This is a genomic window from Streptomyces sp. NPDC098101, assembly GCF_044760185.1.
Taxonomy (GTDB): domain Bacteria; phylum Actinomycetota; class Actinomycetes; order Streptomycetales; family Streptomycetaceae; genus Streptomyces.
This window is the reverse complement of record NZ_JBIWAS010000008.1, coordinates 255727-278964: the sequence shown is the minus strand read 5'-3', so window position 1 is coordinate 278964 and position 23238 is coordinate 255727. Positions and strand designations below refer to the sequence as shown.

At 74.9% G+C, this 23238-nt stretch carries 22 protein-coding genes; 9 read left to right on the top strand and 13 right to left on the bottom strand.

Features of this window, described 5'->3' with window-relative positions:
* Positions 1–31: 31 nt before the first annotated feature.
* Positions 32–301, top strand: coding sequence for a hypothetical protein (locus ACIQVI_RS30250; protein ID WP_403601624.1), 270 nt, complete (start codon positions 32–34; stop codon positions 299–301).
* A gap of 66 nt (positions 302–367) precedes the next feature.
* On the opposite strand, the gene ACIQVI_RS30245 is transcribed toward ACIQVI_RS30250, so the two are convergent.
* Positions 368–1183: an Fpg/Nei family DNA glycosylase gene (locus tag ACIQVI_RS30245; protein ID WP_403601621.1), complete on the bottom strand. Its 816-nt coding sequence runs from the start codon at positions 1181–1183 to the stop codon at positions 368–370.
* A gap of 178 nt (positions 1184–1361) precedes the next feature.
* The gene (locus ACIQVI_RS30240) at positions 1362–6011 is read right to left on the bottom strand and encodes a DEAD/DEAH box helicase (protein WP_403601618.1); all 4650 of its coding nucleotides are present in this window, start codon (positions 6009–6011) and stop codon (positions 1362–1364) included.
* A gap of 291 nt (positions 6012–6302) precedes the next feature.
* Here ACIQVI_RS30240 and ACIQVI_RS30235 point away from each other — a divergent pair, with 291 nt between their 5' ends.
* The 3 genes from ACIQVI_RS30235 to ACIQVI_RS30225 all read left to right on the top strand — a co-directional run bounded on the left by ACIQVI_RS30235 (position 6303) and on the right by ACIQVI_RS30225 (position 8289).
* The gene (locus tag ACIQVI_RS30235; protein ID WP_403601615.1) at positions 6303–7154 is read left to right on the top strand and encodes an AraC family transcriptional regulator; all 852 of its coding nucleotides are present in this window, start codon (positions 6303–6305) and stop codon (positions 7152–7154) included.
* A 92-nt stretch (positions 7155–7246) separates the two neighbouring features.
* Entirely contained in the window at positions 7247–7984 is a 738-nt protein-coding gene (locus ACIQVI_RS30230) for an AzlC family ABC transporter permease (RefSeq protein ID WP_403601612.1), read from the top strand.
* Positions 7981–8289 (top strand): AzlD domain-containing protein, encoded by a 309-nt coding sequence (locus ACIQVI_RS30225; protein ID WP_125658941.1) that lies wholly within the window; start codon positions 7981–7983, stop codon positions 8287–8289. Before ACIQVI_RS30230 ends, ACIQVI_RS30225 begins: the two co-directional genes overlap by 4 nt.
* A gap of 49 nt (positions 8290–8338) precedes the next feature.
* Here ACIQVI_RS30225 and ACIQVI_RS30220 read toward each other — a convergent pair whose 3' ends face one another.
* On the bottom strand, positions 8339–9268 hold the full coding sequence (locus ACIQVI_RS30220) for a hypothetical protein (RefSeq protein WP_403601609.1): 930 nt from the start codon (positions 9266–9268) through the stop codon (positions 8339–8341).
* Between the two features lie 79 nt (positions 9269–9347).
* Between ACIQVI_RS30220 and ACIQVI_RS30215 the strand changes: the two genes are divergently transcribed.
* Positions 9348–9542: a DUF3046 domain-containing protein gene (locus ACIQVI_RS30215; protein WP_030221389.1), complete on the top strand. Its 195-nt coding sequence runs from the start codon at positions 9348–9350 to the stop codon at positions 9540–9542.
* Between the two features lie 382 nt (positions 9543–9924).
* Positions 9925–11052 carry an AI-2E family transporter gene (locus ACIQVI_RS30210; protein ID WP_403601652.1) on the top strand — a complete coding sequence of 376 codons (1128 nt, stop codon included), beginning with the start codon at positions 9925–9927 and terminating at the stop codon, positions 11050–11052.
* Positions 11053–11085: 33 nt separating this feature from the next.
* Here ACIQVI_RS30210 and ACIQVI_RS30205 read toward each other — a convergent pair whose 3' ends face one another.
* The 4 genes from ACIQVI_RS30205 to ACIQVI_RS30190 all read right to left on the bottom strand — a co-directional run bounded on the left by ACIQVI_RS30205 (position 11086) and on the right by ACIQVI_RS30190 (position 15324).
* On the bottom strand, positions 11086–11865 hold the full coding sequence (locus ACIQVI_RS30205; RefSeq protein ID WP_403601606.1) for a cytochrome d ubiquinol oxidase subunit II: 780 nt from the start codon (positions 11863–11865) through the stop codon (positions 11086–11088).
* 38 nt (positions 11866–11903) lie between these two features.
* The gene (locus ACIQVI_RS30200; protein WP_403601603.1) at positions 11904–13247 is read right to left on the bottom strand and encodes a cytochrome ubiquinol oxidase subunit I; all 1344 of its coding nucleotides are present in this window, start codon (positions 13245–13247) and stop codon (positions 11904–11906) included.
* A 135-nt stretch (positions 13248–13382) separates the two neighbouring features.
* Complete coding sequence (locus ACIQVI_RS30195) at positions 13383–14051, bottom strand: response regulator (RefSeq protein WP_403601600.1); 669 nt, start codon at positions 14049–14051, stop codon at positions 13383–13385.
* A 40-nt stretch (positions 14052–14091) separates the two neighbouring features.
* Positions 14092–15324 carry a sensor histidine kinase gene (locus ACIQVI_RS30190; protein ID WP_403601597.1) on the bottom strand — a complete coding sequence of 411 codons (1233 nt, stop codon included), beginning with the start codon at positions 15322–15324 and terminating at the stop codon, positions 14092–14094.
* A 151-nt stretch (positions 15325–15475) separates the two neighbouring features.
* Between ACIQVI_RS30190 and ACIQVI_RS30185 the strand changes: the two genes are divergently transcribed.
* Positions 15476–16252 (top strand): SGNH/GDSL hydrolase family protein, encoded by a 777-nt coding sequence (locus ACIQVI_RS30185; protein ID WP_403601593.1) that lies wholly within the window; start codon positions 15476–15478, stop codon positions 16250–16252.
* A gap of 122 nt (positions 16253–16374) precedes the next feature.
* On the opposite strand, the gene ACIQVI_RS30180 is transcribed toward ACIQVI_RS30185, so the two are convergent.
* Both ACIQVI_RS30180 and ACIQVI_RS30175 read right to left on the bottom strand, forming a co-directional pair.
* The gene (locus ACIQVI_RS30180) at positions 16375–17172 is read right to left on the bottom strand and encodes a hypothetical protein (RefSeq protein WP_403601590.1); all 798 of its coding nucleotides are present in this window, start codon (positions 17170–17172) and stop codon (positions 16375–16377) included.
* 58 nt (positions 17173–17230) lie between these two features.
* Positions 17231–17698, bottom strand: a complete 468-nt coding sequence (locus ACIQVI_RS30175) for an NUDIX hydrolase (RefSeq protein WP_403601586.1) — start codon at positions 17696–17698, stop codon at positions 17231–17233.
* 243 nt (positions 17699–17941) lie between these two features.
* Here ACIQVI_RS30175 and recA point away from each other — a divergent pair, with 243 nt between their 5' ends.
* Together recA and recX are read left to right on the top strand one after the other, a co-directional pair.
* A complete protein-coding gene (gene recA, locus ACIQVI_RS30170) occupies positions 17942–19075 on the top strand; it encodes a recombinase RecA (RefSeq protein ID WP_121831081.1) in 1134 nt (377 codons plus the stop codon).
* 4 nt (positions 19076–19079) lie between these two features.
* Positions 19080–19646 carry a recombination regulator RecX gene (recX, locus tag ACIQVI_RS30165; protein WP_351972425.1) on the top strand — a complete coding sequence of 189 codons (567 nt, stop codon included), beginning with the start codon at positions 19080–19082 and terminating at the stop codon, positions 19644–19646.
* 264 nt (positions 19647–19910) lie between these two features.
* On the opposite strand, the gene ACIQVI_RS30160 is transcribed toward recX, so the two are convergent.
* From ACIQVI_RS30160 to ACIQVI_RS30145, 4 genes are all read right to left on the bottom strand, one after another.
* Positions 19911–20327 (bottom strand): rhodanese-like domain-containing protein, encoded by a 417-nt coding sequence (locus ACIQVI_RS30160; RefSeq protein ID WP_351972426.1) that lies wholly within the window; start codon positions 20325–20327, stop codon positions 19911–19913.
* Positions 20328–20398: 71 nt separating this feature from the next.
* Positions 20399–20986, bottom strand: coding sequence for a cysteine dioxygenase (locus tag ACIQVI_RS30155; protein WP_403601582.1), 588 nt, complete (start codon positions 20984–20986; stop codon positions 20399–20401).
* Between the two features lie 112 nt (positions 20987–21098).
* Positions 21099–21146: a hypothetical protein gene (locus ACIQVI_RS30150; protein WP_311314449.1), complete on the bottom strand. Its 48-nt coding sequence runs from the start codon at positions 21144–21146 to the stop codon at positions 21099–21101.
* 71 nt (positions 21147–21217) lie between these two features.
* A complete protein-coding gene (locus ACIQVI_RS30145) occupies positions 21218–22918 on the bottom strand; it encodes an FAD-dependent monooxygenase (RefSeq protein ID WP_403601579.1) in 1701 nt (566 codons plus the stop codon).
* Positions 22919–23238: the final 320 nt, after the last annotated feature.

Genomic DNA, 23238 nt, shown 5'->3' with positions numbered 1-23238 from the left:
GTCGGTCTAGCGTCGACCGCAGGAGGCGGCCATGGTACGGCGACGGTTTCCGCCGGCAACGCTCGCGCTGGTCGCGGTCGGGCTGGTGGCCGGGGGGCTCTGGTGGTGGGCGGTGCTCCGCCTGTTGCTCGTGCCCGGCGAGGCCGGACCGGTCGAGGCGGTGATGGTCGCGGGCGGCTGGGGACTGAGCCTGCTGCCCGTGCACGTGGCGGCCTCGTCGGGGCGGCCGGGCGCGGCCGCCCGGCGCCTCGGCCGGGTGCCGTGGCGCCGGCGGTGGGGCACGGGCTCCGGGGCGGCGTGAGGACGCGGGGATGTGCGTGAGGGTGCGGGGAGTGTGACGGGACGAAGAGCCGGGCCCGACGGAGGGTCAGCTCGACGGGCTCGTGCCGGTGTCCTGCCGGTGCGGGCCCTTTTGGCATTCCGGGCACCAGTACGTGATCCGGTCCCCCAGCTCCGCCTTGCGGATCCGGGCGCCGCAGCGCAGGCAGGGGCGGCCCGCGCGGCCGTAGACGTGGAGCGGGGTGCCGGGGCGGCGCACGGTGGTGACGCGCCGGTCCGGATGGTCCTTGTTGACGTCGAGCAGCCGGTGGGCGGTCGCCACCAGACGCGCGGGGACCCCGGGCTCCAGCTCGCCCACGGGGAGCCAGGGGGTGACGGCGGCGAGGAACGCCAGCTCCGACTTGTAGATGTTGCCGATGCCGGCCAGGTTGCGCTGGTCGAGGAGGGCCTCGCCGAGCGTCCTCGCAGGATCGGCCGTCAGCCGGCGCACGGCCTCCTCCGGATCCCAGTCGGGGCCCAGCAGGTCCGGGCCGAGATGGCCCACGACCTGAGATTCCTCGTCGGTCCGGAGGAGCTCCACGATGGGGAGCCGGTAGCCGTACGCGGTGGACTCCGCGTTTCCCAGGACCGCCCGGATCTGGTGGTCGGGACCGCCGCGGGGCCGCTCCCCGGTGGCGTACACCCGCCAGGCGCCGTCCATCCGCAGATGGGAGTGGAGGGTGAGCCCGCCCTCGATCCGGGCGAGCAGGTGCTTGCCGCGCGGGGTGACGTCGAGGAGCGTGCGGCCGGTGAGGTCGGCGGTGGCGAACCGGGGCACCCGGAGGTCCGAGCGGGTCAGCACCCGCCCGGCGAGCGCGGCGTGCAGACGGCGGGCCACCTGCCAGACGGTGTCTCCTTCGGGCACGGTCCTCCTCGGGTCATGGTCCTTCGCCCACGGTTCCGCCGAGCCTGGGCGGTGGGCGCCGGGCGGTCGGGGGCCGGGCGCGCCGGGGGTCTTTCGGGCTTCTTCCCGGATACGCGCCGACTACGGCCTGTCCGGCGCATCGGGGGCGCGGCCCTCGTCGTGATCCGCCGGACGAGCCCTAGGCGCGCAGGCGCAGGCCTCTGGGGGTGGCCAGGAAGCCCGCCGCCTCCAGGGGGCGGGCCAGGGGGGAGGTCAGGGCCGGGACGCCGTTGAGCCGCTCCACCGTGACCGTGCCCAGGGAGCCCGCGCGGGCGGACGCGGCCAGGGCCTCGGCCGCCGCTGTCAGGGCCGGGTCGTCCGGGTCGTCCGGCCAGGACAGGAGCGTCTTGCCGCCGCGCTCCATGTAGAGCGTCAGCTCGCCGTCGACCAGGACCACCATCGCGCCCGCCTTGCGCCCCGGCTTGTGCCCGGCGCCGGTCGGCGGCTCGGGCCAGGACAGGGCGGCCCCGTACGCGTTCGCTGGATCGGCCGCCGCGAGGACGAGGGCGCGCGGACCGGCCGCCGCCTCGACGCCCCGGTCACGGGCGGTCGCCGCGGCCCGCAGCCGGTCCACCGCGCCGTCCATCGCGAACTGGGCCGCGCCCAGACCTTCCACGACGTAGCCCCGGCGGGCCTGGCCGCTGTCCTCGAAGGCGGCCAGGATCCGGTACACGGCCGAGAAGCCGCCCTCCACGCCCTCGGCGGCCACCGCGCCCCGGGTGACCACGCCGTGCCGGTCCAGGAGGGTGCGGGCCAGGGCGTGCGCCCGGTGCGTCGGCTCCGGCTCGGGCGGCGGCAGCAGCGACCAGCGGCCGGAGACCGTGGGCGGACCCGTGCGGGACACCGGCCGGGCGGACGCGGTCAGGGTGCCGTACCGGCCCCGGGGGACCGTGCGGCGCGCGCGGTGCGCGGTCGAACCGGCCGTGCGGCCCGAGCCGAGCAGCGCGCGCAGCGGGGCGAGGGTGTCGTTGGTGAGCCGCCCCGACCAGGCCAGGTCCCAGAGCGCGTCGGCGAGCTGGGGATCGGTGGCGTCCGGATGGGTGGTCGCCCGGACCTGGTCGGCGATCTGGCGGAAGAACAGGCCGTACCCGCCGGAGAGGGCGGTGAGCAGCGACTCGTGCAGCGCGGACAGCTCCAGCGGGTGCGGCGGGGGCAGGAGCAGCGGGGCCGCGTCCGCGAGGTGGAGCGAGACCCAGCCGTCCTTGCCGGGCAGCGAGCCCGCGCCGGCCCACAGCACCTCGCCGGTGGTCGTCAGCTCGTCCAGCATCGCCGGGGAGTAGTCCCGGACCCGGGACGGCAGGACCAGCTTCTCCAGGGCGGAGGCCGGGACGGGCGCGCCCTGGAGCTGCTCGACCGCCCGGGCCAGGCCGTCGATGCCGCGCAGGCTGTTGCTCCCCAGGTGCTGCCACTGCGGCAGGAAGGAGGCGAGGGCCGCCGGGGGCACCGGCTCCAGCTCGTGGCGCAGGGCCGCGAGGGAACGCCTGCGCAGTCGGCGCAGGACGGTGGCGTCGCACCACTCCTGGCCGATGCCCGAGGGGTGGAACTCGCCCTGGACGACCCGGCCGGACGCGGCGAGCCGCTGGAGGGCGCCGTCGGTGACGGCCGTGCCCAGGCCGAAGCGCTCGGCGGCGTGGGAGGAGGTGAATGGGCCGTGCGTGCGCCCGTACCGGGCGAGGAGGTCGCCCAGCGGGTCCTTGACCGGTTCGGTGAAGGCCTCGGGGACCCCGACCGGCAGGGCCGTGCCCAGGGCGTCCCTGAGGCGGCCCGCGTCCTCGATCGCGGCCCAGTGCTCCCGGCCCCCGATCCGCACCCGGATCGCCCGGCGGGCCGCTTCCAGCTCGCCCGCCCAGTCCGCCTCGGCGCCGCGCTCGGCCAGCTCGGCGCCGGTGAGCGGGCCCAGGACCCGCAGGAGGTCGGCGACGCCCTCCACGTCCTTGATCCGCCGGTCCTCCGTCAGCCACTGGAGCTCCCGCTCCAGCTCCGTCAGGACGTCCGCGTCGAGCAGCTCGCGCAGCTCGGCCTGGCCGAGCAGCTCGGCGAGCAGCCGGGAGTCCAGGGAGAGGGCGGCGGCCCGCCGCTCCGCGAGCGGCGAGTCGCCCTCGTACAGGAACTGCGCCACGTAGCCGAAGAGCAGCGAGCGGGCGAAGGGGGACGGCTCGGGGGTGGTGACCTCGACGAGGCGGACCCGGCGGGCCTCGATGTCGCCCATCAGCTCCGTCAGGCCGGGGAGGTCGAAGACGTCCTGGAGGCACTCGCGGACGGCCTCCAGGACGATGGGGAACGAGCCGAACTCGCTCGCCACCTGGAGGAGCTGGGACGCGCGCTGCCGCTGCTGCCACAGGGGGGTGCGCTTGCCCGGGTTCCGCTTCGGCAGCAGCAGGGCGCGGGCTGCGCACTCGCGGAAGCGGGAGGCGAACAGCGCCGAGCCGCCCACCTGGTCGGTGACGACCTGCCCGATCTCGCCCTTGTCGAACAGGGCGTCGGCCGCGCCGACCGGCGCCTTGTCCGCGTCGTACGCGGCGTCCGCGTGCCGGCCCGGGTCGACGGGTTCGTGGTCGAGGAGGTCCAGGCCCATGTCCAGGCCCATCAGGTCGGCGTCCGGCAGGCGCAGCACGATCCCGTCGTCCGCGTGCATCACCTGCGCGTCCATGCCGTACCGCTCGGCGAGCCGGGCGCCGAGCGCCAGCGCCCACGGGGCGTGCACCTGCGCCCCGAACGGGGAGTGGATGACGACCCGCCAGTCCCCGAGCTCGTCCCGGAAGCGCTCGACCAGGATCGTCCGGTCGTCCGGCACGTGGCCGCAGGCCTCGCGCTGCTCCTTCAGGTACGCGAGGACGTTCTCGGCGGCCCACGCGTCGAGCCCGGCGGCGAGCAGCCGCAGCCGCGCGTCCTCCTCCCCGAGGGCGCCGACCTCGCGGAGGAACGCGCCCACCGCCCGGCCCAGTTCGAGCGGACGGCCCAGCTGGTCGCCCTTCCAGAACGGCAGCCGGCCCGGCGCGCCGGGCGCGGGGGTGACCAGGACCCGGTCCCGGGTGATGTCCTCGATCCGCCACGAGGTGGTGCCGAGCGTGAACACGTCGCCCACCCGCGACTCGTACACCATCTCCTCGTCGAGCTCCCCGACCCTGCCCCCGCCCTTCTTGGGGTCCGAGCCCGCCAGGAAGACGCCGAACAGGCCCCGGTCGGGGATCGTGCCGCCCGAGGTGACGGCGAGTCGCTGCGCGCCCGGCCGGCCCGTGACCGTCCCGGCCACCCGGTCCCAGACCACGCGCGGGCGCAGCTCGGCGAAGGCGTCCGAGGGGTAGCGGCCGGCCAGCATGTCGAGGACGCCCGTGAACGCCGACTCGGGCAGCGAGGCGAACGGCGCCGCCCGGCGCACCACCGCGAGCAGGTCGTCCACCTGCCAGGTGTCGAGCGCGACCATCGCGACCAGCTGCTGCGCGAGCACGTCGAGGGGGTTGGCGGGGATCCGCAGGGACTCGATGGCCCCCGACCGCATCCGCTCGGTGACCACCGCCGCCTGCACCAGGTCGCCCCGGTACTTGGGGAAGACCACGCCCGTGGACACCGCGCCGACCTGGTGGCCGGCGCGGCCCACCCGCTGGAGCCCGGAGGCCACCGAGGGCGGCGACTCGACCTGCACGACCAGGTCGACCGCGCCCATGTCGATACCCAGCTCCAGGCTGGAGGTGGCCACCACGGCGGGCAGCCGGCCCGCCTTCAGATCCTCCTCGACCTGGGCGCGCTGCTCCTTGGACACCGAGCCGTGGTGGGCCCGGGCGAGCAGCGGCGGGGCGCCCTGCGCCGCCCCCGACTGGGCCATGACCTCGGCCGGGGGAGCCCCCTCGGGCAGGGGCTCGCCGGTCGCCCGCTCGTACGCGATCTCGTTGAGCCGGTTGCACAGGCGCTCGGCCAGCCGCCGGGAGTTCGCGAAGACGATCGTGGAGCGGTGGGACTGGACCAGGTCGGCGATCCGCTCCTCCACGTGCGGCCAGATCGACGGCCTGTCGCCGCCCTCCTTGCCCTCGGAGGCCGGGGAGCCGCCCAGCTCGCCCATGTCCTCGACGGGCACGACGACGGAGAGGTCGAACTCCTTGCCCGACGGCGGCTGCACGATCTCCACCGCGCGCCCCGGCGAGAGGTAGCGGGCGACCTCGTCGACCGGCCGGACCGTGGCCGACAGGCCGATCCTGCGCGCGGGCCGGGGCAGCAGCTCGTCGAGCCGCTCCAGGGAGAGCGCCAGGTGCGCGCCCCGCTTCGTGCCCGCGACCGCGTGGACCTCGTCCAGGATGACCGTCTCCACGCCTTCGAGGGCCTCGCGGGCGGCGGAGGTCAGCATCAGGAACAGCGACTCGGGGGTGGTGATCAGGATGTCCGGCGGCTTGGTCGCGAGCGTCCGGCGCTCGGCGGCCGGGGTGTCGCCGGAGCGGATCCCGACCCTGATGTCGGGCTCGGGCAGCCCGAGCCGCACCGACTCCTGGCGGATGCCGGTCAGCGGGGAGCGCAGGTTCCGCTCGACGTCCACCGCGAGCGCCTTCAGCGGGGACACGTACAGCACGCGGCAGCGCTTCCTCGGCTCGGCGGGCGGGGGCGCGGACGCCAGCCGGTCCAGGGAGGCGAGGAAGGCGGCCAGCGTCTTGCCCGAGCCGGTCGGGGCGACGACCAGCACGTCGGAGCCCGCCCCGATGGCGGTCCAGGCGCCCTCCTGCGCCGCCGTGGGCGCGGTGAAGGCCCCGGTGAACCAACCACGGGTCGCGGGGGAGAACGAGTCGAGCGCGGACCTGACCATGCCCCCCATCGTGCACCCGGCCACTGACAAGCGCCCGGACCTGTGGAAAACCCGCTGGGCAGCGCGGCGGGCGTCCCTCTTCGGAGTGGTCCCCCAGGGAGTGGCGGCCCGTCCGTCCCCGGCCCGTCCGTTCCCGGCCCGTCCGTCCCCCGCCCGTCCGTCCCCGGCTCGTCCGTCCCCCGCCCGTCCGTCGCCCGCCCCGGCCCGTTTGCTCCCCGGCGCGGCGGCCGGTGCTCCCGCCGGCGCGGACCGGAGCGGCGGTCCCCGCCGCCCCTGGCGCAGAATGGAGGCATGGCGAGCGGGGAGCGGGCACGGTACTGGCAGTACCCCGAGCTGCCCGGGGTCGACCTGCTGCACGCCCACTACGTCCGCAAGGCCTTCGCCCGCCACACCCACGAGACCTTCGTCTTCGCCGCGATCACCGAGGGCGTCGAGGCCTTCCACCACCACGACGACCTGGTCCACGCGGGACCCGGCCAGATCGCCCTGGTCAACCCCGACACCCCGCACACCGGGCACGCGGGGGTCCCCGAGGGCTGGACCTACCGGACGATCTACCCCGACGCGGAGATCGTCCGGTCGATCGCCGCCGACACCCTCGCCCTGCGCGGCTCGGTCGGTTTCACCTCGCCCGTCGTCGACGACCCGTACGCCGCACGGCTCGTCGTCGGCGTCCACCGGGCCGCGGAGGAGGGCAACGCCCTCGCCGCCGACAGCCTGCTCCGGCTCGTCACGGCCCGGCTGCTGCGCAGCCACGGCGGCCCGATCACCGCGCTCCCGCCCCGCTCGGCGGGCGCCCGGAACGCGGCACGCGCGCGTGAGGTCCTGGAGGGCCGGATGGCCGAGCCGCCGACCCTGGAGCGCCTCGCCGCCGAACTGGACACCAGCCCCTTCGCCCTGCTCCGGTCCTTCCGCGAGACGTACGGGATGCCGCCGCACACCTGGCTCACCGACGCGCGCGTGCGCCGGGCCCGGCAGCTGCTCGACGCCGGTGTGCCCCCGGCGGAGGCGGCCGCCGTCGTCGGCTTCACCGACCAGTCGCACCTCAACCGGCACTTCACCCGCAGCGTGGGCGTGCCGCCGGGCGCCTATCAGCGCGCGCGTGGCGGCGGAAAACCCGCGAGGCCGGGCAGGTCCGGCTGACCGGGCGGCTCCGGCCGGACCGGCAGGGCCCGCCCGGTCCGGCGCAAGAACGTACAAGACCCGGTGGTCCCGGCCGCCGTAGCGTCCCTGACGTGGCAGAACAGACAGCACCCCCCGTGATACCCGACGACCCCCCGGCCAAGCCCGACGCCGCCGTCGTCCGCGACGCCCTCGGCGTCGGCGTCGCCGTCGGGCTCTCCGGCTTCGCCTTCGGCGTGACCTCGGCGGGCTCCGGACTCAGCCTGCTCCAGACCTGCGTCCTCAGCCTGCTCGTCTTCACCGGCGCCTCGCAGTTCGCCCTCGTCGGCGCGCTCGCCGCGGGCGGCAACCCCTTCACGGCCGCCGCCGGAGCGTTCTTCCTGGGCACCCGCAACGCCTTCTACGGGCTGCGGCTCTCCCAGCTCCTCGCCCTGCCGAAGGCCGTCAGGCCCCTCGCCGCGCACTGGGTGATCGACGAGACCGCGGCGGTCGCGCTCGCCCAGCCGTCCCGCCGGGCCGCCCGCATCGGCTTCACCGCCACCGGGCTCACGCTGTACGTCCTGTGGAACGCCACCACGCTCCTCGGGGCCCTCGGCGCCGAGGCGATCGGGGACACCGCCGCCTGGGGGCTCGACGCGGCCGGGCCCGCCGTCTTCCTGGCCCTGCTCGCCCCCATGCTCAAGTCCGCGACCGAGCGGGCCACCGCCGGACTCGCCGTCCTGCTCGGCCTCGGCCTGCTGCCCGTGCTCCCCGCCGGAGTGCCGGTCCTCGCCGCCGCCCTCGCCGCCCCCGCGGTGCTCTGGGCACGGGGCCGGCGCACCGCGTCCGAGCGAGAGGAGGACCCCCGATGAACGTCTGGATCGCGATCGCCCTCACCGTCGCCGGGTGCTACCTGGTCAAGCTCGTCGGCCTGCTCGTCCCCGCCGGGGCCCTGGAACGCCCGCTCGTCCAGCGGCTCGCGGCACTGCTCCCCGTCGCCCTGCTCGCCGCGCTCACCGCACAGCAGACGTTCAGCACGGGCGGCGACCTCGTCCTGGACGCCCGGGCCGCCGGACTCGCCGCGGCCGCCGTCGCACTCGTCCTGCGGGCGCCGTTCCTGGTCGTCGTGGGCGCCGCCGTGGCCGTCACGGCGGGGGTACGGGCCCTGGGCTGGTGAGACCGGCCCGGAGGACGTAACCCCGGAAGACCCCCGTACGCCCGCCCCGTCAGCCGATGGGGCGGCCGTGCGCGCGAAGGGTGCGCAGGGCCTCGACGGTGACGATCGGGCGCCACTCCAGGGCTGAGCCGGGGGCCCAGGCGCGCCAGCGGATCGGCCAGCCGCCGTCCTCCTCCTGGTCGGCCGCGAGCCGGTCGAGCGAGCGGGCCGTCTCCTCCTCCGTGAACCAGCGCGCGGCCAGCGAGTCCGGCACGCGCGCGTAGTCGTGCGGGAAGTGGTGCTCCCCGGGCGCGTACCCGTCCGCCACCGGCCAGTCCTCGGGCCGGTCCGGGTCGAGGACGGCCAGTCCCTGCTCCCGGACGAGCCGGCCGAGGCGGTCGGCGGCCGCCTCCGCGCGCGAACGGTCCGGGACCCCGTCGAGGAAGGCGACGGCGGCCTGGATCTCGTACGGGTGGGACTTCTCCAGGGACTCCACGGCCGACCAGCAGAACTCGGTGGCCCGGAACAGCCACGCGTGCCACACCTGGTTGCGGTGGAGCAGCCCGACCGCCGGGCCGGTCGAGAGCAGCGCGCTCGGCGGGGAGTCGACGACCGGGACGAACGGCGCCGAGGGATAGCCGCGCTGGGAGGGGTGGATCGCGGGGAGGGCGCCGTCGTGCGTGGACACCGCCGTGAGGTAGCGGCAGATCCGCTCGATCCGCGGCCCGCCGCAGCGGCCGACGGAGTCCAGGACCCGCAGCGCGTGCGCGGTGTGCAGCGGCTGGCTGACGGGCCCGCGCAGATCCGGTTCGAGCGCGTGACCGTAGCCGCCGTCCTCGTTGAGGTACGCCGTGAGCGCCGTCTCGACCTGATCCGCGCCGCCGCGCTGGAAGTGGTAGGCGAACCGGCGCTGTTCGAGGACGCGGGCCGTCAGCCAGACGAAACGCTCGGCGCGGGCCAAGGGGGTCGAGGACGCGGAGGGGAGGGGGTTTTCGGCCATGCTCCGACCGTAGGGCGGAAAGCCGTGCTGACAAGACCTCCGGAGCGGGCTGCACTCTTCGGAGCGGGATACTGGGGTCATGCGGTTGACGATTTTCTGGGAACGAATGGCCGACCACTTCGGTGCGTCGTACGCCGAGTCCTTCGCGAGCGATCACGTGATGGCGGAACTCGGCGGCCGGACCGTACGGGAGGCGCTGGACGCAGGCTGGGAGGCGAAGGACGTGTGGCGCGCCGTCTGCGCCGCCGTCGACGTGCCTGCCGACAAGCGCTGACCCACCGCCGGAAGGGGCTGGCCCGGGGATCGCCCGGCGGACCGGCGGACGGATCGCCGGGCGGAGGAGCCGACGGGATGCGCGGGGGCCCCGGAGGAATGTCCGCGCGGTGCGCGAGACTGGCGGGGTGGCCCCGACTGACGACAGCGACGACACCGACAAGACGCACGACACCGACGAGTCCCGGGGGACCGGCGAGCCGGGCGGCACCGGCGAGAAGTCCCGGAACACCGGCGAGTCCGACGGCACCGGCAGGACCGGTTCGACCGATGTGACGGCCGCTCCGGCCCCGACCCCGCCCGCCGGGACCGGCACCGGCGGCAGCGTCCTCGTGGACGCGCCCCCCGCCCGGGAGACCGCGCCCCCGGACCCCACCGCGCGGATGCCGCGCTGGCTGCCCCGCGCGCTCGTCCTGGCCTTCGCCCTCTACTCCTGTTTCCTGCTGGGCAACTGGGCCTTCCACCAGCTCATCGGCCTCCTCGTCAACATCCTCCTGGCCTTCTTCCTCGCCCTCGCCATCGAACCGGCGGTCGGGCGCATGGCGGCGCGCGGGATGCGCCGGGGCCTCGCCACCTTCCTGGTCTTCCTGGCCGTCCTCGTCTTCAGCGCCGGCTTCGTCGTCCTCCTGGGGTCGATGCTGGCCGGGCAGATCGTCGACATGGTCGAGAACTTCCCCAAGTACCTCGACTCGTTGATCAAATGGATCAACGACAGCTTCCACACGGACCTGTCGAGGGTCGAGGTCCAGGACAGCCTGCTCAAGTCCGACTGGCTGCAGAGGTACGTGCAGAACAGCGCGTCCGGCGTCCTCGACGTCTCCGCCACCGTCCTCGGCGGCCTGTTCCGGCTCCTCACGATCTTCCTGTTCTCGTTCTACTTCGCGGCCGACGGGCCCCGGCTGCGGCGCGCGCTCTGCTCCGTCCTGCCGCCCGCCCGGCAGGCCGAGGTGCTGCGGGCGTGGGAGATCGCGGTCGACAAGACCGGCGGCTATCTGTATTCGCGCGGTCTGATGGCCCTCATCTCGGGCGTCGCGCACTTCGTGCTCTTCGAGATCCTGGACGTGCCGTACGCCCCGGCGCTCGCCGTGTGGGTCGGCCTGGTCTCGCAGTTCATCCCGACCATCGGCACCTATCTGGCCGGTGCCCTGCCGATGCTGATCGCCTTCACCGTCAACCCCTGGTACGCGGTGTGGGTGCTCGGCTTCGTCGTGGTCTACCAGCAGTTCGAGAACTACATCCTCCAGCCGAAGCTCACCTCGAAGACCGTGGACATCCACCCGGCGGTGGCCTTCGGCTCGGTCATCGCGGGGACGGCGCTGCTCGGGGTCGTCGGCGCGCTGATCGCGATCCCGGCCGTCGCCACCCTGCAGGCCTTCCTCGGCGCGTACGTGAAGCGGTACGACGTGACGGACGACCCGCGCGTCCACGGCCACCGCAGGTACGGCGAGGCGGTGGTCGCCCGGCTCCAGAAGGCCCTGCACCACAAGAAGGAGTCCGCGCCGGAGGAGTGAGGCGTTCCGGCCGGAGCCCCGGGAGCGCGGGGCTCAGAGGTACGAGGGCCGGGTGACCCGGTGCCGGAAGGCGTACCAGGTCCAGGCCTGGACGGCCACGAGCAACGGGGTGACGACGAGGAGCGCGGGCACGAGCAGGGCGAGCGTGGCCGGGTCGGCCGCCCGGTCGGCCAGCGGCAGCGCGCTCCCCGCCCAGAGCGGCAGCCAGGCGAGCAGGGCACCGGTGAGCGCGAAGGACTGCCACGGGTGCCCGGTCCGGCCGACGAGCCGGCGGGCCCGCTCGTACGGCGGTCCCGTGAGCCGCAGCGCGGCGAAGCCGAGGCCGTGCGCGGCGAACAGCGCGGCCACGGCGAGGGCGATGAGGACCGCCGCCGGGCCGGTCGCCGGGGTGTACGGCCGTCCGGTGAGCAGGGCGGCGAGCAGCCACCCCCAGGAGAGCGCGACGGTCCAGCTCCCGCAGACCACGGCGGCGTCGCAGTAGGCGCGCCCACGCGGTCCGGCGCCCCGGCCGCGCGACCAGAGGCCCGTGTCGCGCACGACCCACCCGGCGAGCAGGGCCACGACGACCGGGAACTGACCGCTCAGGAGGTCCCCTTCGAGGTCGGGGAAGCAGCCGACGAACACTCCGGCGGCGGCCACCAGCCAGACCTCGTTGCCCAGGAAGAAGGGGGCGAAGGAGGCGAGGACGAGCCGCCGTTCGCGGTCGCTCCGGCCGAGCCACGGGGCGAACATGCCGGTGCCGACGTCCGTCCCCGCGAGGACGAACCAGCCCGCGGTGAAGAAGGCGAGCAGGGCGATGGCCGGGGTCTCCACGGGGGACTCCTCTTCCGGTAGGGGCGGAGAGCGAAAACTCAGTAGCGGGGGGCCGGCAGCGCGTCGGCCGGATCGCCCGGCCCGCCCGGTCCGTTCGGGTCGCCTGGACCACTCGGCCCGCTCGACCCGCCGTCCGTGCCCGGCCGTTCGTCGTGTCCGAGGCCGGAGTCGACGGGACCCCGGCGGGCGTGCCGGGCGAGGAGCCGGGCGTTGAGGACGGCGAGCAGGACGAAGAGCGTGGTGAAGACGGTGAGCGAGAGGCGCATGGCGCCGGGGGAGAGGTCCGAGACCGCGTCCTCCGTCCTGAGGAGCCCGTACACCACCCACGGCTGTCGGCCCGCCTCCCGGAACACCCAGCCGCTGATCATCGCGAGGTACGGCAGCGGCACGGCCGCCATCAGGACGACGTGCCAGAGCCGGAACCGGAAGACGGCCTTCTTGAAGCAGGCCAGGACCACCCCGGCGAAGCACAGGTACATCATCAGGGCGAAGCAGAGGAGCATCACCAGGCCGCCGCCCCGGGTCCAGGCCTCCGAGGGCACGTAGTCGCCCGGACCGAAACGTTCCGTCATCTCCGCCCGGAGACGGGCGACCTCGGCCGCCTTTCCGCCGAAGACCGCCGCCTTCATCGGCTGGAGGGTGGCGAGGGCCCCGAGCTGGAGCCCGCCGAAGACGGCCGCCGCCATCAGCGCGGGCGCCGACAGGAACACCCCGATCCGCAGGCTGCGGCCGAAGAACTCCCACTCCGGACTGCGGCGGAAGAGGTGGTACGCGCTCACCCCGGCCATGAAGAACCCGGCGGTGAGCAGCGCCCCCGCCAGGACGTGGCCGAAGGCGAGGAGCGCCGAGGGGTTGGTGAGGACGGCGACCGGGTCGTCGAGCACGAGCCCGCCGTCCCCGGAGGAGCCGTACCCCACGGGGTGGTTGAGGAAGCCGTTGGAGACGAGGATCCAGTACGCCGACAGGTATGCGGTCAGGACGACGATCCAGATCGCGGCCAGGTGGGCCCAGCGGTTGAGCCGGTGCCGGCCGAAGATCCACAGGCCGAGGAAGGTCGACTCGACGAAGAACGCCACGACCGTCTCGACGGCGAGCGAGGCCCCCAGGACGTTGCCCGCCTCGTGCGTGAGCCCGCTCCAGGCCATGCCGAACTGGAACTCCATCACCAGGCCTGTGACGATCCCGACCGCGTAGTTGATCACGTACAGCTGGCCCCAGAAGCGCACCATGCGCGCGTGGACCGGGTTCCGGCCGAGCGTCGCCCGCGTCTGGAGCACCGCCACGACCGTCGCGAGCCCGAGGGTGAGGGCGACGAAGAGGAAGTGGCCGCCGGCGGTGAGGGCGAACTGCAGCCGCGCGAGATCGAGTACGTCCTGGTTCACCCGTTCAGCGTCGGCGTACGACGGGGGGCCGGGCGTCACCCCGGGGTGGACACCGGCCGTACCCCGGGGGTTGCGCCGGTCCCCGCGCGCGTACCCCGTGAGTTGTCCCCGCCGGAGCCCGTCCCCTAAGGGACGTCAGGCAAGCCAGCCCGGCGTGATCATCCCGGACTCGTACGCCAGGATCACCAGCTGCGCCCGGTCCCGTACGGCCAGCTTGGTCATGATCCGGCTGACGTGGGTCTTGGCGGTGGCGGGGGAGAGGACCAGGCGACCGGCGATCTCGTCGTTGGAGAGCCCCGCGCCCACCAGGCCGAGGACCTCGCGCTCCCGCTCGGTGAGGGCGTTCAGACGGGGGCTCGGGTCCGGCCGCCGGTCGGCCCGTCCGGCGAACTCGGCGATCAGGCGGCGGGTCACGGCCGGGGAGATCAGGGCGTCGCCGCGCGCCACCACCCGCACCGCGTGGAGCAGCTCCATCGGCTCGGTGTCCTTGACGAGGAAGCCCGAGGCGCCGGCGCGCAGCGCCCCGTACACGTGGTCGTCCGCGTCGAAGGTGGTCAGGACGACCACCCGGACCCCCTCAAGCCGCTCGTCGGCGGTGATGCGGCGGGTGGCTTCGAGGCCGTCGAGCACCGGCATCCGGATGTCCGTCAGGACCACGTCCGGGCGCAGTTCGCGGGCGAGGCCGATCGCCCGCTCCCCGTCGCCGGCCTCTCCGACGACCTCGATGTCCTCCTCGTCCGAGAGGATCGACCGGAAACCGGCCCTGACCAGGGTCTGGTCGTCGGCCAGCACGACACGGATCATCGGGCGCCCTCCTGGGAGCTCTCCTCGGGTACGGCGCGGGTCATCGGGTGTCCTCCCGAGGGGGTTCCCCGGACCCGGGTACGGCGTACGGCAGCCGGGCGTCCACCAGGAAACCGCCGCCCTCCCCATTCTCGGCGGTCAGCTCGCCGCCGAGCGCGCGGGCCCGCTCGGCCATGCCCCGGATGCCGCTGCCCGGTGGCCGGCCCTCCGGCGCGCCCCCGCCGTCGTCCGCGATCCGCAGCCGCACCGCGTCCGGGCCCCAGTCGAGGGCGATGTCCACGGTCCTCGCGCCCGCGTGCCGCGCGATGTTCGTCAGCGACTCCTGCACGATCCGGTACGCGGCGAGGTCGACGGGCGGCGGCAGCGGCACGGGGGTGCCCGTGGCGCCCGTACGGACGTCGAGACCGGCGCTCCGGGCCCGCCCGGCGAGGTCGCCGAGGAGCGCGAGGCCCGAGGAGGCCGGGGTCGTCGGGGTGGCCTCGCCGGCCCGGCGCAGCACCCCTAGGGTCGCCCGCAGCTCGCGCAGCGCGTCCTTGCTGGTGGCCTTCACCGCCTCCAGGGCCTCGGTCGCGGTGGCGAGTCCGGACTCGGGGGCCGGCTTCTTGCCGAGCCGGTGGAGCGCGGCCCCGGACTGCACGTTGATCAGCGAGATGCTGTGGCCGAGGACGTCGTGGACCTCGCGGGCGATCCGCAGCCGCTCCTCGGTGGCGCTCTGCCGGGCCCGTGCCTCCTGCTCCCGCTCGGCGGCCAGCGCCCGCTGCTCGGCCTCGTGGAGGTAGGCGGCCCGGGTGCGCTGGGCGCGGCCCACCGCGACCAGGCTGATCAGCCAGCCGGCCAGCATGGCGAGCGAGGTGTCGTCGATCTGCCGGTGCCCCGGCTGCTGCCGGATCTCTCCGGCGCCGACCGCGACCAGGGTGACGGCGGCGAGCGCGACGGCGGCGGCGAAGCGTCCTTCGGCGGCGGTCGTGTAGAGCGCGAGCGCGAAGGTGATCATCAGCGGGCCGTCCTGGGCGGACAGCGGGTAGTAGACGGCACAGGCGAGCAGTGTGACGACGGCGACCGCGACCGGCTGCCGCCGCCGGAAGTACAGGGCCCCGCAGCCGGCCAGGACGAGGGCCCAGCCGAGCGCCGCCCGGAGCGCGGGCTCGCCCGTGTGGCGCGCCGCGACCAGCGTCCAGACCGCCACGACGAGCAGGACGGCGCCCGCCACGAGGGCGTCGGCGGCACGCGGCGACGGACGGCCGCCGCCGGGGGCGCGGAGGGGGAGGGACATGCGTCGAAGGATAGGACGGAGGGCGGGTACGGGGAGTAATAGCACAGTTGCCTAGTCAAGGAAGTGAGTAGGGTGAGGGGAGGGTGAAGGACGGACTCGCGAGTCCGCTCGCCCGCCGGGTCGATCGACGGTGAGGGAAGGCGGAGGTCCGATGACGGACGGCACGTTTCTGCGGTACGTCGCGCTGGGGGACAGTCAGACGGAGGGCGTCGGCGACGGCGACGACACCGGCGGCCTGCGCGGCTGGGCGGACCGGCTCGCCGAACTGCTCGCCCGGGACCGGCCCGGCACGCTCTACGCCAACCTGGCCGTACGGGGCCGCCTCGCCGGACAGGTGCGCGCCGAACAGCTCGCCCCCGCCCTCGCGCTCCGGCCGGACCTCGCCACCGTCGTCGCCGGCTTCAACGACCTGCTGCGGCCCCGCTTCGACCCGGACGCGACGGTCGGGCACCTGGAGGAGATGTTCGCCGCGCTGACCGGGCAGGGCGCGCGCGTGGCGACGCTCACCTTCCCCGACGTCGGCCGCATCACCCCGCTGGCCCGGCCCCTCGTCCCGCGCGTCCGGGCCGTCAACGCGCGCATCCGCGAGGCCTCGGCCCGGCACGGCGTCATCGTCGTCGAGACCGGCCACCACCCGGTCGTCACCGACCCCCGGCTGTGGAGCGCCGACCGGCTGCACGCCGGTCCGCTGGGCCACGCGCGCATCGCCGCCGCCGTCGCCCAGGCCCTCGGCCTGCCCGGCGCCGACGACTCCTGGACCCGCCCGCTGCCACCGCCGGCCGTCCCCCTCCCGGTGGGACTCCGTGCCGAACTGCGCTGGGCCGGTGACTTCCTGGGCCCCTGGCTGGGCCGCCGGCTGCGCGGCCGCTCGTCCGGCGACGACCGCGCGGCCAAGCGCCCGGAACTGCTGCCGGTGGTACGGGGCTGAGGGAGCCTCGCGTACGGCTCCGCTCGCCCCCGCCGCGCCGCGCGAGCGCCTTCGCGGGTGCGGCGGGTGCGATGGGTACAGCGGGTCCGGTGGGTACAGCGGGTTCGGTGGGTTCGGCGGGTTCAGAGCGTGAGGACGGGGCGGACGGAGGCGTCCTCGACGAGGTCCTCGCCGTCCGGGCCGTACACGAACTCGGCCGTGTGGGGATTGCGGTGGGCGGTGGCCAGGGGGAGCCACGCCAGCAGGTTCCCGTAGCCGCCGCACACCGACTCGCCGCCGTCCCCGCCGTGCACCGAGGTGGGGTCGCTCGTCAGCTCCATGTCGTACGTGTCGTGGGCGATGCGCGGGCCGAAGGCGCTCGGCAGGCGGTGCGGGCCGGTGTCGTCCCCGTAGGGGATCCGGTCGAGGGGGCACTCGTCGCCCCAGCGGAACAGGGTGTCGGCCCCGGCCCCGCAGGCGTGCTCCCACTCGTCGGGGTCCGGCATCCGCAGACCGCGCTCCGCGAGCGCGGCGGGCACGGCGGCGGGCGGCTCCGACAGGCGCTCGCTGTCCACGGCCATGAGGACCGTGGACAGCGTGACCTCGCGCCGGGGGCTGAGCACGCGCGCGAGGTGGGCCCGCAGGTCGGGGCCGTCGCCGAAGCCCTGCTCCACGCTCTCCGCGTAGTCGGCGAGCTGTGCGGGCGTCGGCCGCCAGGCGGCGGTGTCGAAACCGAGGGCCACGGGGCCACCGGGTATCAGGGCGAACTCCCGGCCGTCCCGCTCCACGCGGGCGCGGTGCAGCGGGGCGCCGAGGTGCTCGACCGTGTCGACGGCGGTCACGCGCCCGTCCACCCGGCGCGCGGCCTCCTGGGCGAAACGGCGTGCCGTGGACAGGTCGAAGGACCGCCACTGGTGGAGGGTGAGATCGGCGAGGGACATGCTCTGCAGGGTGGCACAGGGGTGTGACAGCGGCCGGGGCAGTGACCCGGGACGCCTCTCAGTGCCGGATCAGGCCTCCGACCGGGACCGGGCCGACGTGGCCGGTCGGCGGGAGGGAGCGCGCCAAGGCCAGGCCGATGTCGACCAGGGACGACCGGCGCAGGCCGGTGACGGCGGGCAGCGGGGTCCAGACCGATTCGGGGGTCTCGCCGTTCGGCTCGGGGCGGAGGCGGCCGGGGGCGAGCCGGATCCGGTAGAAGACGCCCACGTTCTGGTGCTCGACGCCCGCGCGGGCCTCGGCGGCGGGGATCGTCCGCGAGTCCACGCCCAGCAGGCGCTCGACCACCGCGTCGCGGCCGGTCTCCTCGGCGACCTCCCGGACCACCGCGTCGAACGGGTCCTCCCCGTGCTCCACCCCGCCGCCCGGGAGCGTCCAGGTGGACTCGCCCTCCGGTGACACGTGGCGGGCGAGCAGCACCCGCCCGTCCTCCACGCACACGGCGTACGCCGCCAGCCGGAAACTCATCCTTCTGCCTCCTGGGAGAGCCGGGCGCGGCCACCGCGGGGGCCCCGGCGGGGCCGGCCGGGTCCGCGTGGCGCGCTTGACACTGAAATCGAACATCCATTCTGATGGAGTTCCGGCCCTTGGAAACGCGGGGTTGTCGCGGAGTTGTCCACAGGTCGGGCGGGACGCCGGGGCCCATTGTCAGTGGCAGGGGTTAGCGTCTTTCACATGAAGCGATCGACTCAAGCAAACCGGGTGGAACCCATGGCAGGAACCGACCGCGAGAAGGCGCTCGACGCCGCGCTCGCACAGATTGAACGCCAATTCGGCAAGGGCGCCGTGATGCGCATGGGCGACCGCACCCAGGAGCCGATCGAGGTGATCTCCACCGGCTCGACCGCCCTGGACGTCGCCCTCGGCGTCGGCGGACTGCCGCGCGGCCGCGTCGTGGAGATCTACGGACCGGAGTCCTCCGGCAAGACGACCCTGACCCTGCACGCCGTCGCCAACGCGCAGAAGGCCGGCGGCCAGGTCGCCTTCGTCGACGCCGAGCACGCCCTCGATCCCGAGTACGCCAAGAAGCTCGGCGTCGACATCGACAACCTCATCCTGTCCCAGCCGGACAACGGCGAGCAGGCCCTCGAGATCGTCGACATGCTGGTCCGCTCCGGCGCGCTCGACCTGATCGTCATCGACTCCGTCGCCGCGCTCGTCCCGCGCGCGGAGATCGAGGGCGAGATGGGCGACTCGCACGTGGGTCTCCAGGCCCGTCTGATGAGCCAGGCCCTCCGGAAGATCACCAGCGCGCTCAACCAGTCCAAGACCACCGCGATCTTCATCAACCAGCTCCGCGAGAAGATCGGCGTGATGTTCGGCTCGCCGGAGACCACGACCGGTGGCCGCGCCCTCAAGTTCTACGCCTCGGTGCGCCTCGACATCCGCCGCATCGAGACCCTCAAGGACGGCACGGACGCGGTGGGCAACCGCACCCGCGTCAAGGTCGTCAAGAACAAGGTCGCGCCCCCCTTCAAGCAGGCGGAGTTCGACATCCTCTACGGTCAGGGCATCAGCCGCGAGGGCGGCCTGATCGACATGGGCGTGGAGCACGGCTTCGTCCGCAAGGCGGGTGCCTGGTACACCTACGAGGGCGACCAGCTCGGCCAGGGCAAGGAGAACGCCCGCAACTTCCTGAAGGACAACCCCGACCTCGCCAACGAGATCGAGAAGAAGATCAAGGAGAAGCTGGGCGTCGGCGTCCGTCCCGAGGCCCTGTCGGCCGAGCCGGGCGCGGACGCGGCGGCCACCGACCCGGCCGCCGCGGACGACGCCGCCAAGAGCGTCCCGGCCCCCGCGGCCAAGACCGCGAAGGCGACCAAGGCCACCGCGGTCAAGAGCTGAACCGGTGACCGGGCGCACCGAATGGCCGGGTGACAGCCCCGACTCGTCGAGGGCCGAGAAGGAGCTGTCACCCCAGGATCCGGCTGAGCGGGCGCGCGCGATCTGCCTGCGCCTGCTCACCGGGACCCCCCGCACGCGCAAGCAACTGGCCGACGCGCTGCGCAAGCGGGAGATCCCCGACGAGGTGGCGGAAGAGGTCCTCTCCCGCTTCGAGGACGTCGGGCTCATCGACGACGCCGCCTTCGCGGGGGCCTGGGTGGAGTCCCGCCACCACGGCCGGGGCCTGGCCCGCCGCGCCCTCGCCCGGGAGCTGCGGACCAAGGGCGTCGAGCCCACCCTCATCCAGGAGGCGGTGGACCAGCTCGACTCCGAGCGGGAGGAGGCCACGGCGCGCGAGCTCGTGGCCCGCAAGCTGCGCGCCACCCGCGGCCTGGAGCGCGACCGGCGGCTGCGGCGGCTCGCCGGGATGCTCGCCCGCAAGGGCTACCCCGAGGGCATGGCCCTCCGCGTCGTCCGCCAGGCGCTGGAGGCGGAGGGCGAGGACACGGAGGGACTGGACGAGCCCCTCTGAGAGGGGGCTGCTGTTACCGGGGTCTTCTGCTGAGACGGAGGCCTCATGACACCGGGGTCTGTTGAGACGGGGGTCTGCTGACGCCGGCGTCTTGCGATGCGGAGAGCTTGCGGTACGGGGGAGCCTCCCGGGGCGAGGGAGCTTCTGGACGGACGGGCTTCTGGCGCGGGGGAGCTTTCGGCACCGAGAAGCTTCTGGCGTGGGGGGACAGAAGGGTTCGTCCGGTTCGGGCGGCAGGGCCGGGGGAGGCCCCGGCCGTCCACATCAGGTCCGGGCCGCCGGAAGGAGGACCGGGAGACCGGCCGCCTTCCAGGCCTGGAAGCCGCCGATGAGGTCCGTCGCCCGATGCAGGCCCAGGCGGCGCAGGGACTCGGCCGCGAGGGAGGAGGCGTAGCCCTCGTTGCAGAGGACCACCACCCGCAGGTCGTGGCTGTCGGCCTCCGCCGCGCGGTGGCTGCCCAGGGGGTCCAGCCGCCATTCCAGCTCGTTGCGCTCCACGATCAGGGCGCCCGGGATCAGCCCGTCCCGCTCGCGGAGGGCCGCGTAGCGCGTGTCCACCAGGAGCGCGTCACCCGCCTCGTACGCCTCGTAGGCCGCCCGGGGCTCGATCCGGTCGAGCCCCGACCTGACCTGCTCCAGAAGCTCGTCGATGCCCACCCGGCCCGACACTTGGCTCGACACCCGACCCGCCACCTGATCCGTCACCCGATCCGCCACTCGCTCCGTCACCCGGTCCTCCCGCTCCTCGACGCTCACTGCCAGTCCTCCGGCCGCTCGACCTGCTCGAGACGCAGCACCGCGCCCGTGCGGCTGAAGCGCCGGATCAGCGGGAGCGGCGGATAGTAGGCGTGCACCGACACCGCGTGGGTGTCCGGGGAGTCGTTGAACACCTCGTGCACGTGGTGGCGGCCGAAGGCCCGGCCCACGCCCTCTCCCAGACGGCGGGAGCGGTCGACCCCGTCGGCCAGTTCCAGGGTCTTCCAGCCGCTCGCCGGCAGCCGGACCGCGAGCGCGTTCTCGGTCAGCGTTCCGCGCGCGGTCGCGAAGGCGCCCTGCGACTCGGCGTGGTCGTGCCAGCCGGTCCCGGTGCCGGGCGGCCAGCCGATGAGCCAGGCCTCGCTGCCGCCGGGGCCGTCGAGCCGTACCCAGGTACGGCCCTCGGGGTCGAGCGGCAGGGAGGCGATCAGTTCCCGGTCGGCGGCCGTGCGCCGGACGAAGTCGAGCAGCTCGGTCGCCGTCGGAGTTGTCGGAGCCGTCGGAGTCTTCGGGGCGGCCGGAACGGACGAAGCCGGGGCGGCCGGGGCGGTGGTGGGTGGAAGCGAGGTGGCGTGCTGGGACACGGGTGACCGTCCTGTGGGTTCGCGAAGAGCGCGCGACGGCACACGGCACACACGGACCCGCGTCGGCGGACGCGGAAGGGGGCGGCGGGGCGCGCGCGGGGCAGGGGCGAGATCAGCAGGACGGGCGACACACGCAGCCCGCATAGCGGAGCAGGTCCATGTGGACCCTCCGCCACAGGCGCACATCGGTGTCGGTCACGCTCCGGAGTACACCACGCGGCCCCGGCGGAATCAATGCATGTCCGCCGTGCGGTCGCTCTCCGCGGGCACCTCGGAGGGTGCTCCGGAGGACCTTCCGGAGGCCACCTCGGCGGGTTCCCGGTCGGTGAGGGGGCCGCCGCGGACCGCGTCCGCCGCCGCGTACAGCTCCTCGGGGCGCACCCCGGAGAACGCCGCGACGAGGTGCCCGTCGGGCCGTACGAGGAGGACGGCGTGGGCCGGCGCCCCCGGGTAGGACTCCGACACCAGGACCTCGGACCGCACCGGGAGGGCGCGTACGGCCTCCTCCAGGCGGGGCATCACCCCGGCGGTCCGCCAGTGGCGCCGGTCCCACACCCCGGTGCCGGGTGCGATCAGGAGGACCAGGAGGCGGCCCTGACCGAGCCGGTCGCGGAGCCGTACGGTCGTGCCGTCGGGGGCGGTCACGCGGACGTCCTCGACGGGGGCGCCCGGCGGGGTCCCGACCGGGATCTGCCCGTCGGCGTACGGAGGCGCGAGGGGGGAGTGCGGGTACGCGGGGGGCGCGCCCAGCGGCCCGCGCCCCACGTGCCCGTCGGTCAGCAGCGCGTCGTGACCGCGCGCGGCCCCCGGCAGGTACGTCCGCAGGCCCCCGCCGCCGCGCAGCACCGGCAGCGACTGGTCCGCCGCGCGCAGCCGGGTGGCCACGGCCGCCCGCCGCTCGCTCTGGTAGCTGTCGAGCAGCCGGTCCGAACCGCCGTGGTGCCAGGTGAGGGCGAGCTTCCAGGCGAGGTTGTCCACGTCCCGCAGGCCCTCGTCGAGCCCCTGGGTGCCGACCGCGCCGAGCAGGTGCGCCGCGTCCCCGGCGAGCAGGACCCGGCCGACCCGCCAGCGCCGGGCCAGCCGGTGGTGCAGTGTGTGCACCCCGGTGTCGATGAGCTCGTACGGGGGCGTCACGCCGTCGCACCAGCCGGCCAGGGTCTCGCGGATGCGGGCGATCAGGGCGTCCGGGGTGACCAGGTCGCCGCGCGGCGGAAGCAGCCAGTCGATCCGCCACACCCCGTCGGGCAGCGGGCGCGCGCCGATCTCCTCGGCGGCGCCGCGCCACGGCGGCTGACGGTGCAGCAGGGCCTCGCCGGGCCAGGGGAGTTCGGTGCGCAGTGCGGCGACGGCGTGCCGTTCCACCGCCGTACGGCCGGGGAAGCGGATCCCGAGCAGCTTGCGCACCGTCGAACGGGCGCCGTCGCAGCCCACGAGGTGGCTGCCGCGCCACCAGGTGCCGGCCGGGCCCCGGGTGTGGGCGACGACCCCGTCCCGGTCCTGCTCGACGCTGTCGAGCCGGGCCTCGGGGACGAGTTCGATCAGCTTCTGCCGGGCGACGGCGTCGCGCAGGCCACGGGCCAGGGCGTGCTGGGGGATGTGCAGCGGGGCCGCCGGGGCGGCGGGCGCGGCGGGGTCCTCGGACCACTCCTCCGTACCGCCGAGGCCCAGGTCGAGCTCCAGGTGGCGCACCACCTGGCGGCGGCGCATACCGCGCCAGCCGACCCAGCGGACCCCCTCGTCACGGAGGGTCGTGCAGCCGAGGCGCTCGACCATCGCGGCCATGTCGGCGCGCAGCACGACGCTCCGGGCCGGACGGGGCTCCTCCTTGCCGGGGCCCTCGTCGAGGACGACGCTGGGCACGCCCTGCGCGGCGAGCGCGAGGGAGAGCGCGAGGCCGACCGGCCCCGCGCCCACGATGATCACCGGGTCCACGGCGCGGCTCCTGAAGGCCGGACGGTCATGAGGGCAGCACGGTCGAGTGTGGCACGGGCCCGGTGGTTGATCACAGACCGTATGCAACCCACTGAGGGTGCTTGCGTCAAGCGACGGGGTGGGCGCGGTGCGACCGACCTCAAGTCGGTGCCGCGAACGGCGGGCTGGGGGCGGCCTGCCGGGCTCGTGACGGGGGCGTACGCGAGGGGCGGGGCGGGCTGACGGGGGCTCTGGGGCGGTGTCGTACGCGAGGGTGGAGGCGGCTGCTGGGCTTGGAGCGGAGCCGTACACGAGACGCAGGCGGACGGGACGCCTGGGCA

What these genes read in the sequence shown, in the direction of transcription:
- ACIQVI_RS30190 (WP_403601597.1), bottom strand. Translation starts at nt 15,324, where the DNA reads ATGTCCCTCCCCCTCCGCGCCCCCGGCGGCGGCCGTCCGTCGCCGCGT.
- ACIQVI_RS30235 (WP_403601615.1), top strand. Translation starts at nt 6,303, where the DNA reads ATGGCGAGCGGGGAGCGGGCACGGTACTGGCAGTACCCCGAGCTGCCC.
- ACIQVI_RS30195 (WP_403601600.1), bottom strand. Translation starts at nt 14,051, where the DNA reads ATGATCCGTGTCGTGCTGGCCGACGACCAGACCCTGGTCAGGGCCGGT.
- ACIQVI_RS30175 (WP_403601586.1), bottom strand. Translation starts at nt 17,698, where the DNA reads ATGAGTTTCCGGCTGGCGGCGTACGCCGTGTGCGTGGAGGACGGGCGG.
- ACIQVI_RS30180 (WP_403601590.1), bottom strand. Translation starts at nt 17,172, where the DNA reads ATGTCCCTCGCCGATCTCACCCTCCACCAGTGGCGGTCCTTCGACCTG.
- ACIQVI_RS30210 (WP_403601652.1), top strand. Translation starts at nt 9,925, where the DNA reads ATGCCGCGCTGGCTGCCCCGCGCGCTCGTCCTGGCCTTCGCCCTCTAC.
- ACIQVI_RS30240 (WP_403601618.1), bottom strand. Translation starts at nt 6,011, where the DNA reads ATGGTCAGGTCCGCGCTCGACTCGTTCTCCCCCGCGACCCGTGGTTGG.
- ACIQVI_RS30250 (WP_403601624.1), top strand. Translation starts at nt 32, where the DNA reads ATGGTACGGCGACGGTTTCCGCCGGCAACGCTCGCGCTGGTCGCGGTC.
- ACIQVI_RS30220 (WP_403601609.1), bottom strand. Translation starts at nt 9,268, where the DNA reads ATGGCCGAAAACCCCCTCCCCTCCGCGTCCTCGACCCCCTTGGCCCGC.
- ACIQVI_RS30215 (WP_030221389.1), top strand. Translation starts at nt 9,348, where the DNA reads ATGCGGTTGACGATTTTCTGGGAACGAATGGCCGACCACTTCGGTGCG.
- ACIQVI_RS30225 (WP_125658941.1), top strand. Translation starts at nt 7,981, where the DNA reads ATGAACGTCTGGATCGCGATCGCCCTCACCGTCGCCGGGTGCTACCTG.
- recA (WP_121831081.1), top strand. Translation starts at nt 17,942, where the DNA reads ATGGCAGGAACCGACCGCGAGAAGGCGCTCGACGCCGCGCTCGCACAG.
- ACIQVI_RS30185 (WP_403601593.1), top strand. Translation starts at nt 15,476, where the DNA reads ATGACGGACGGCACGTTTCTGCGGTACGTCGCGCTGGGGGACAGTCAG.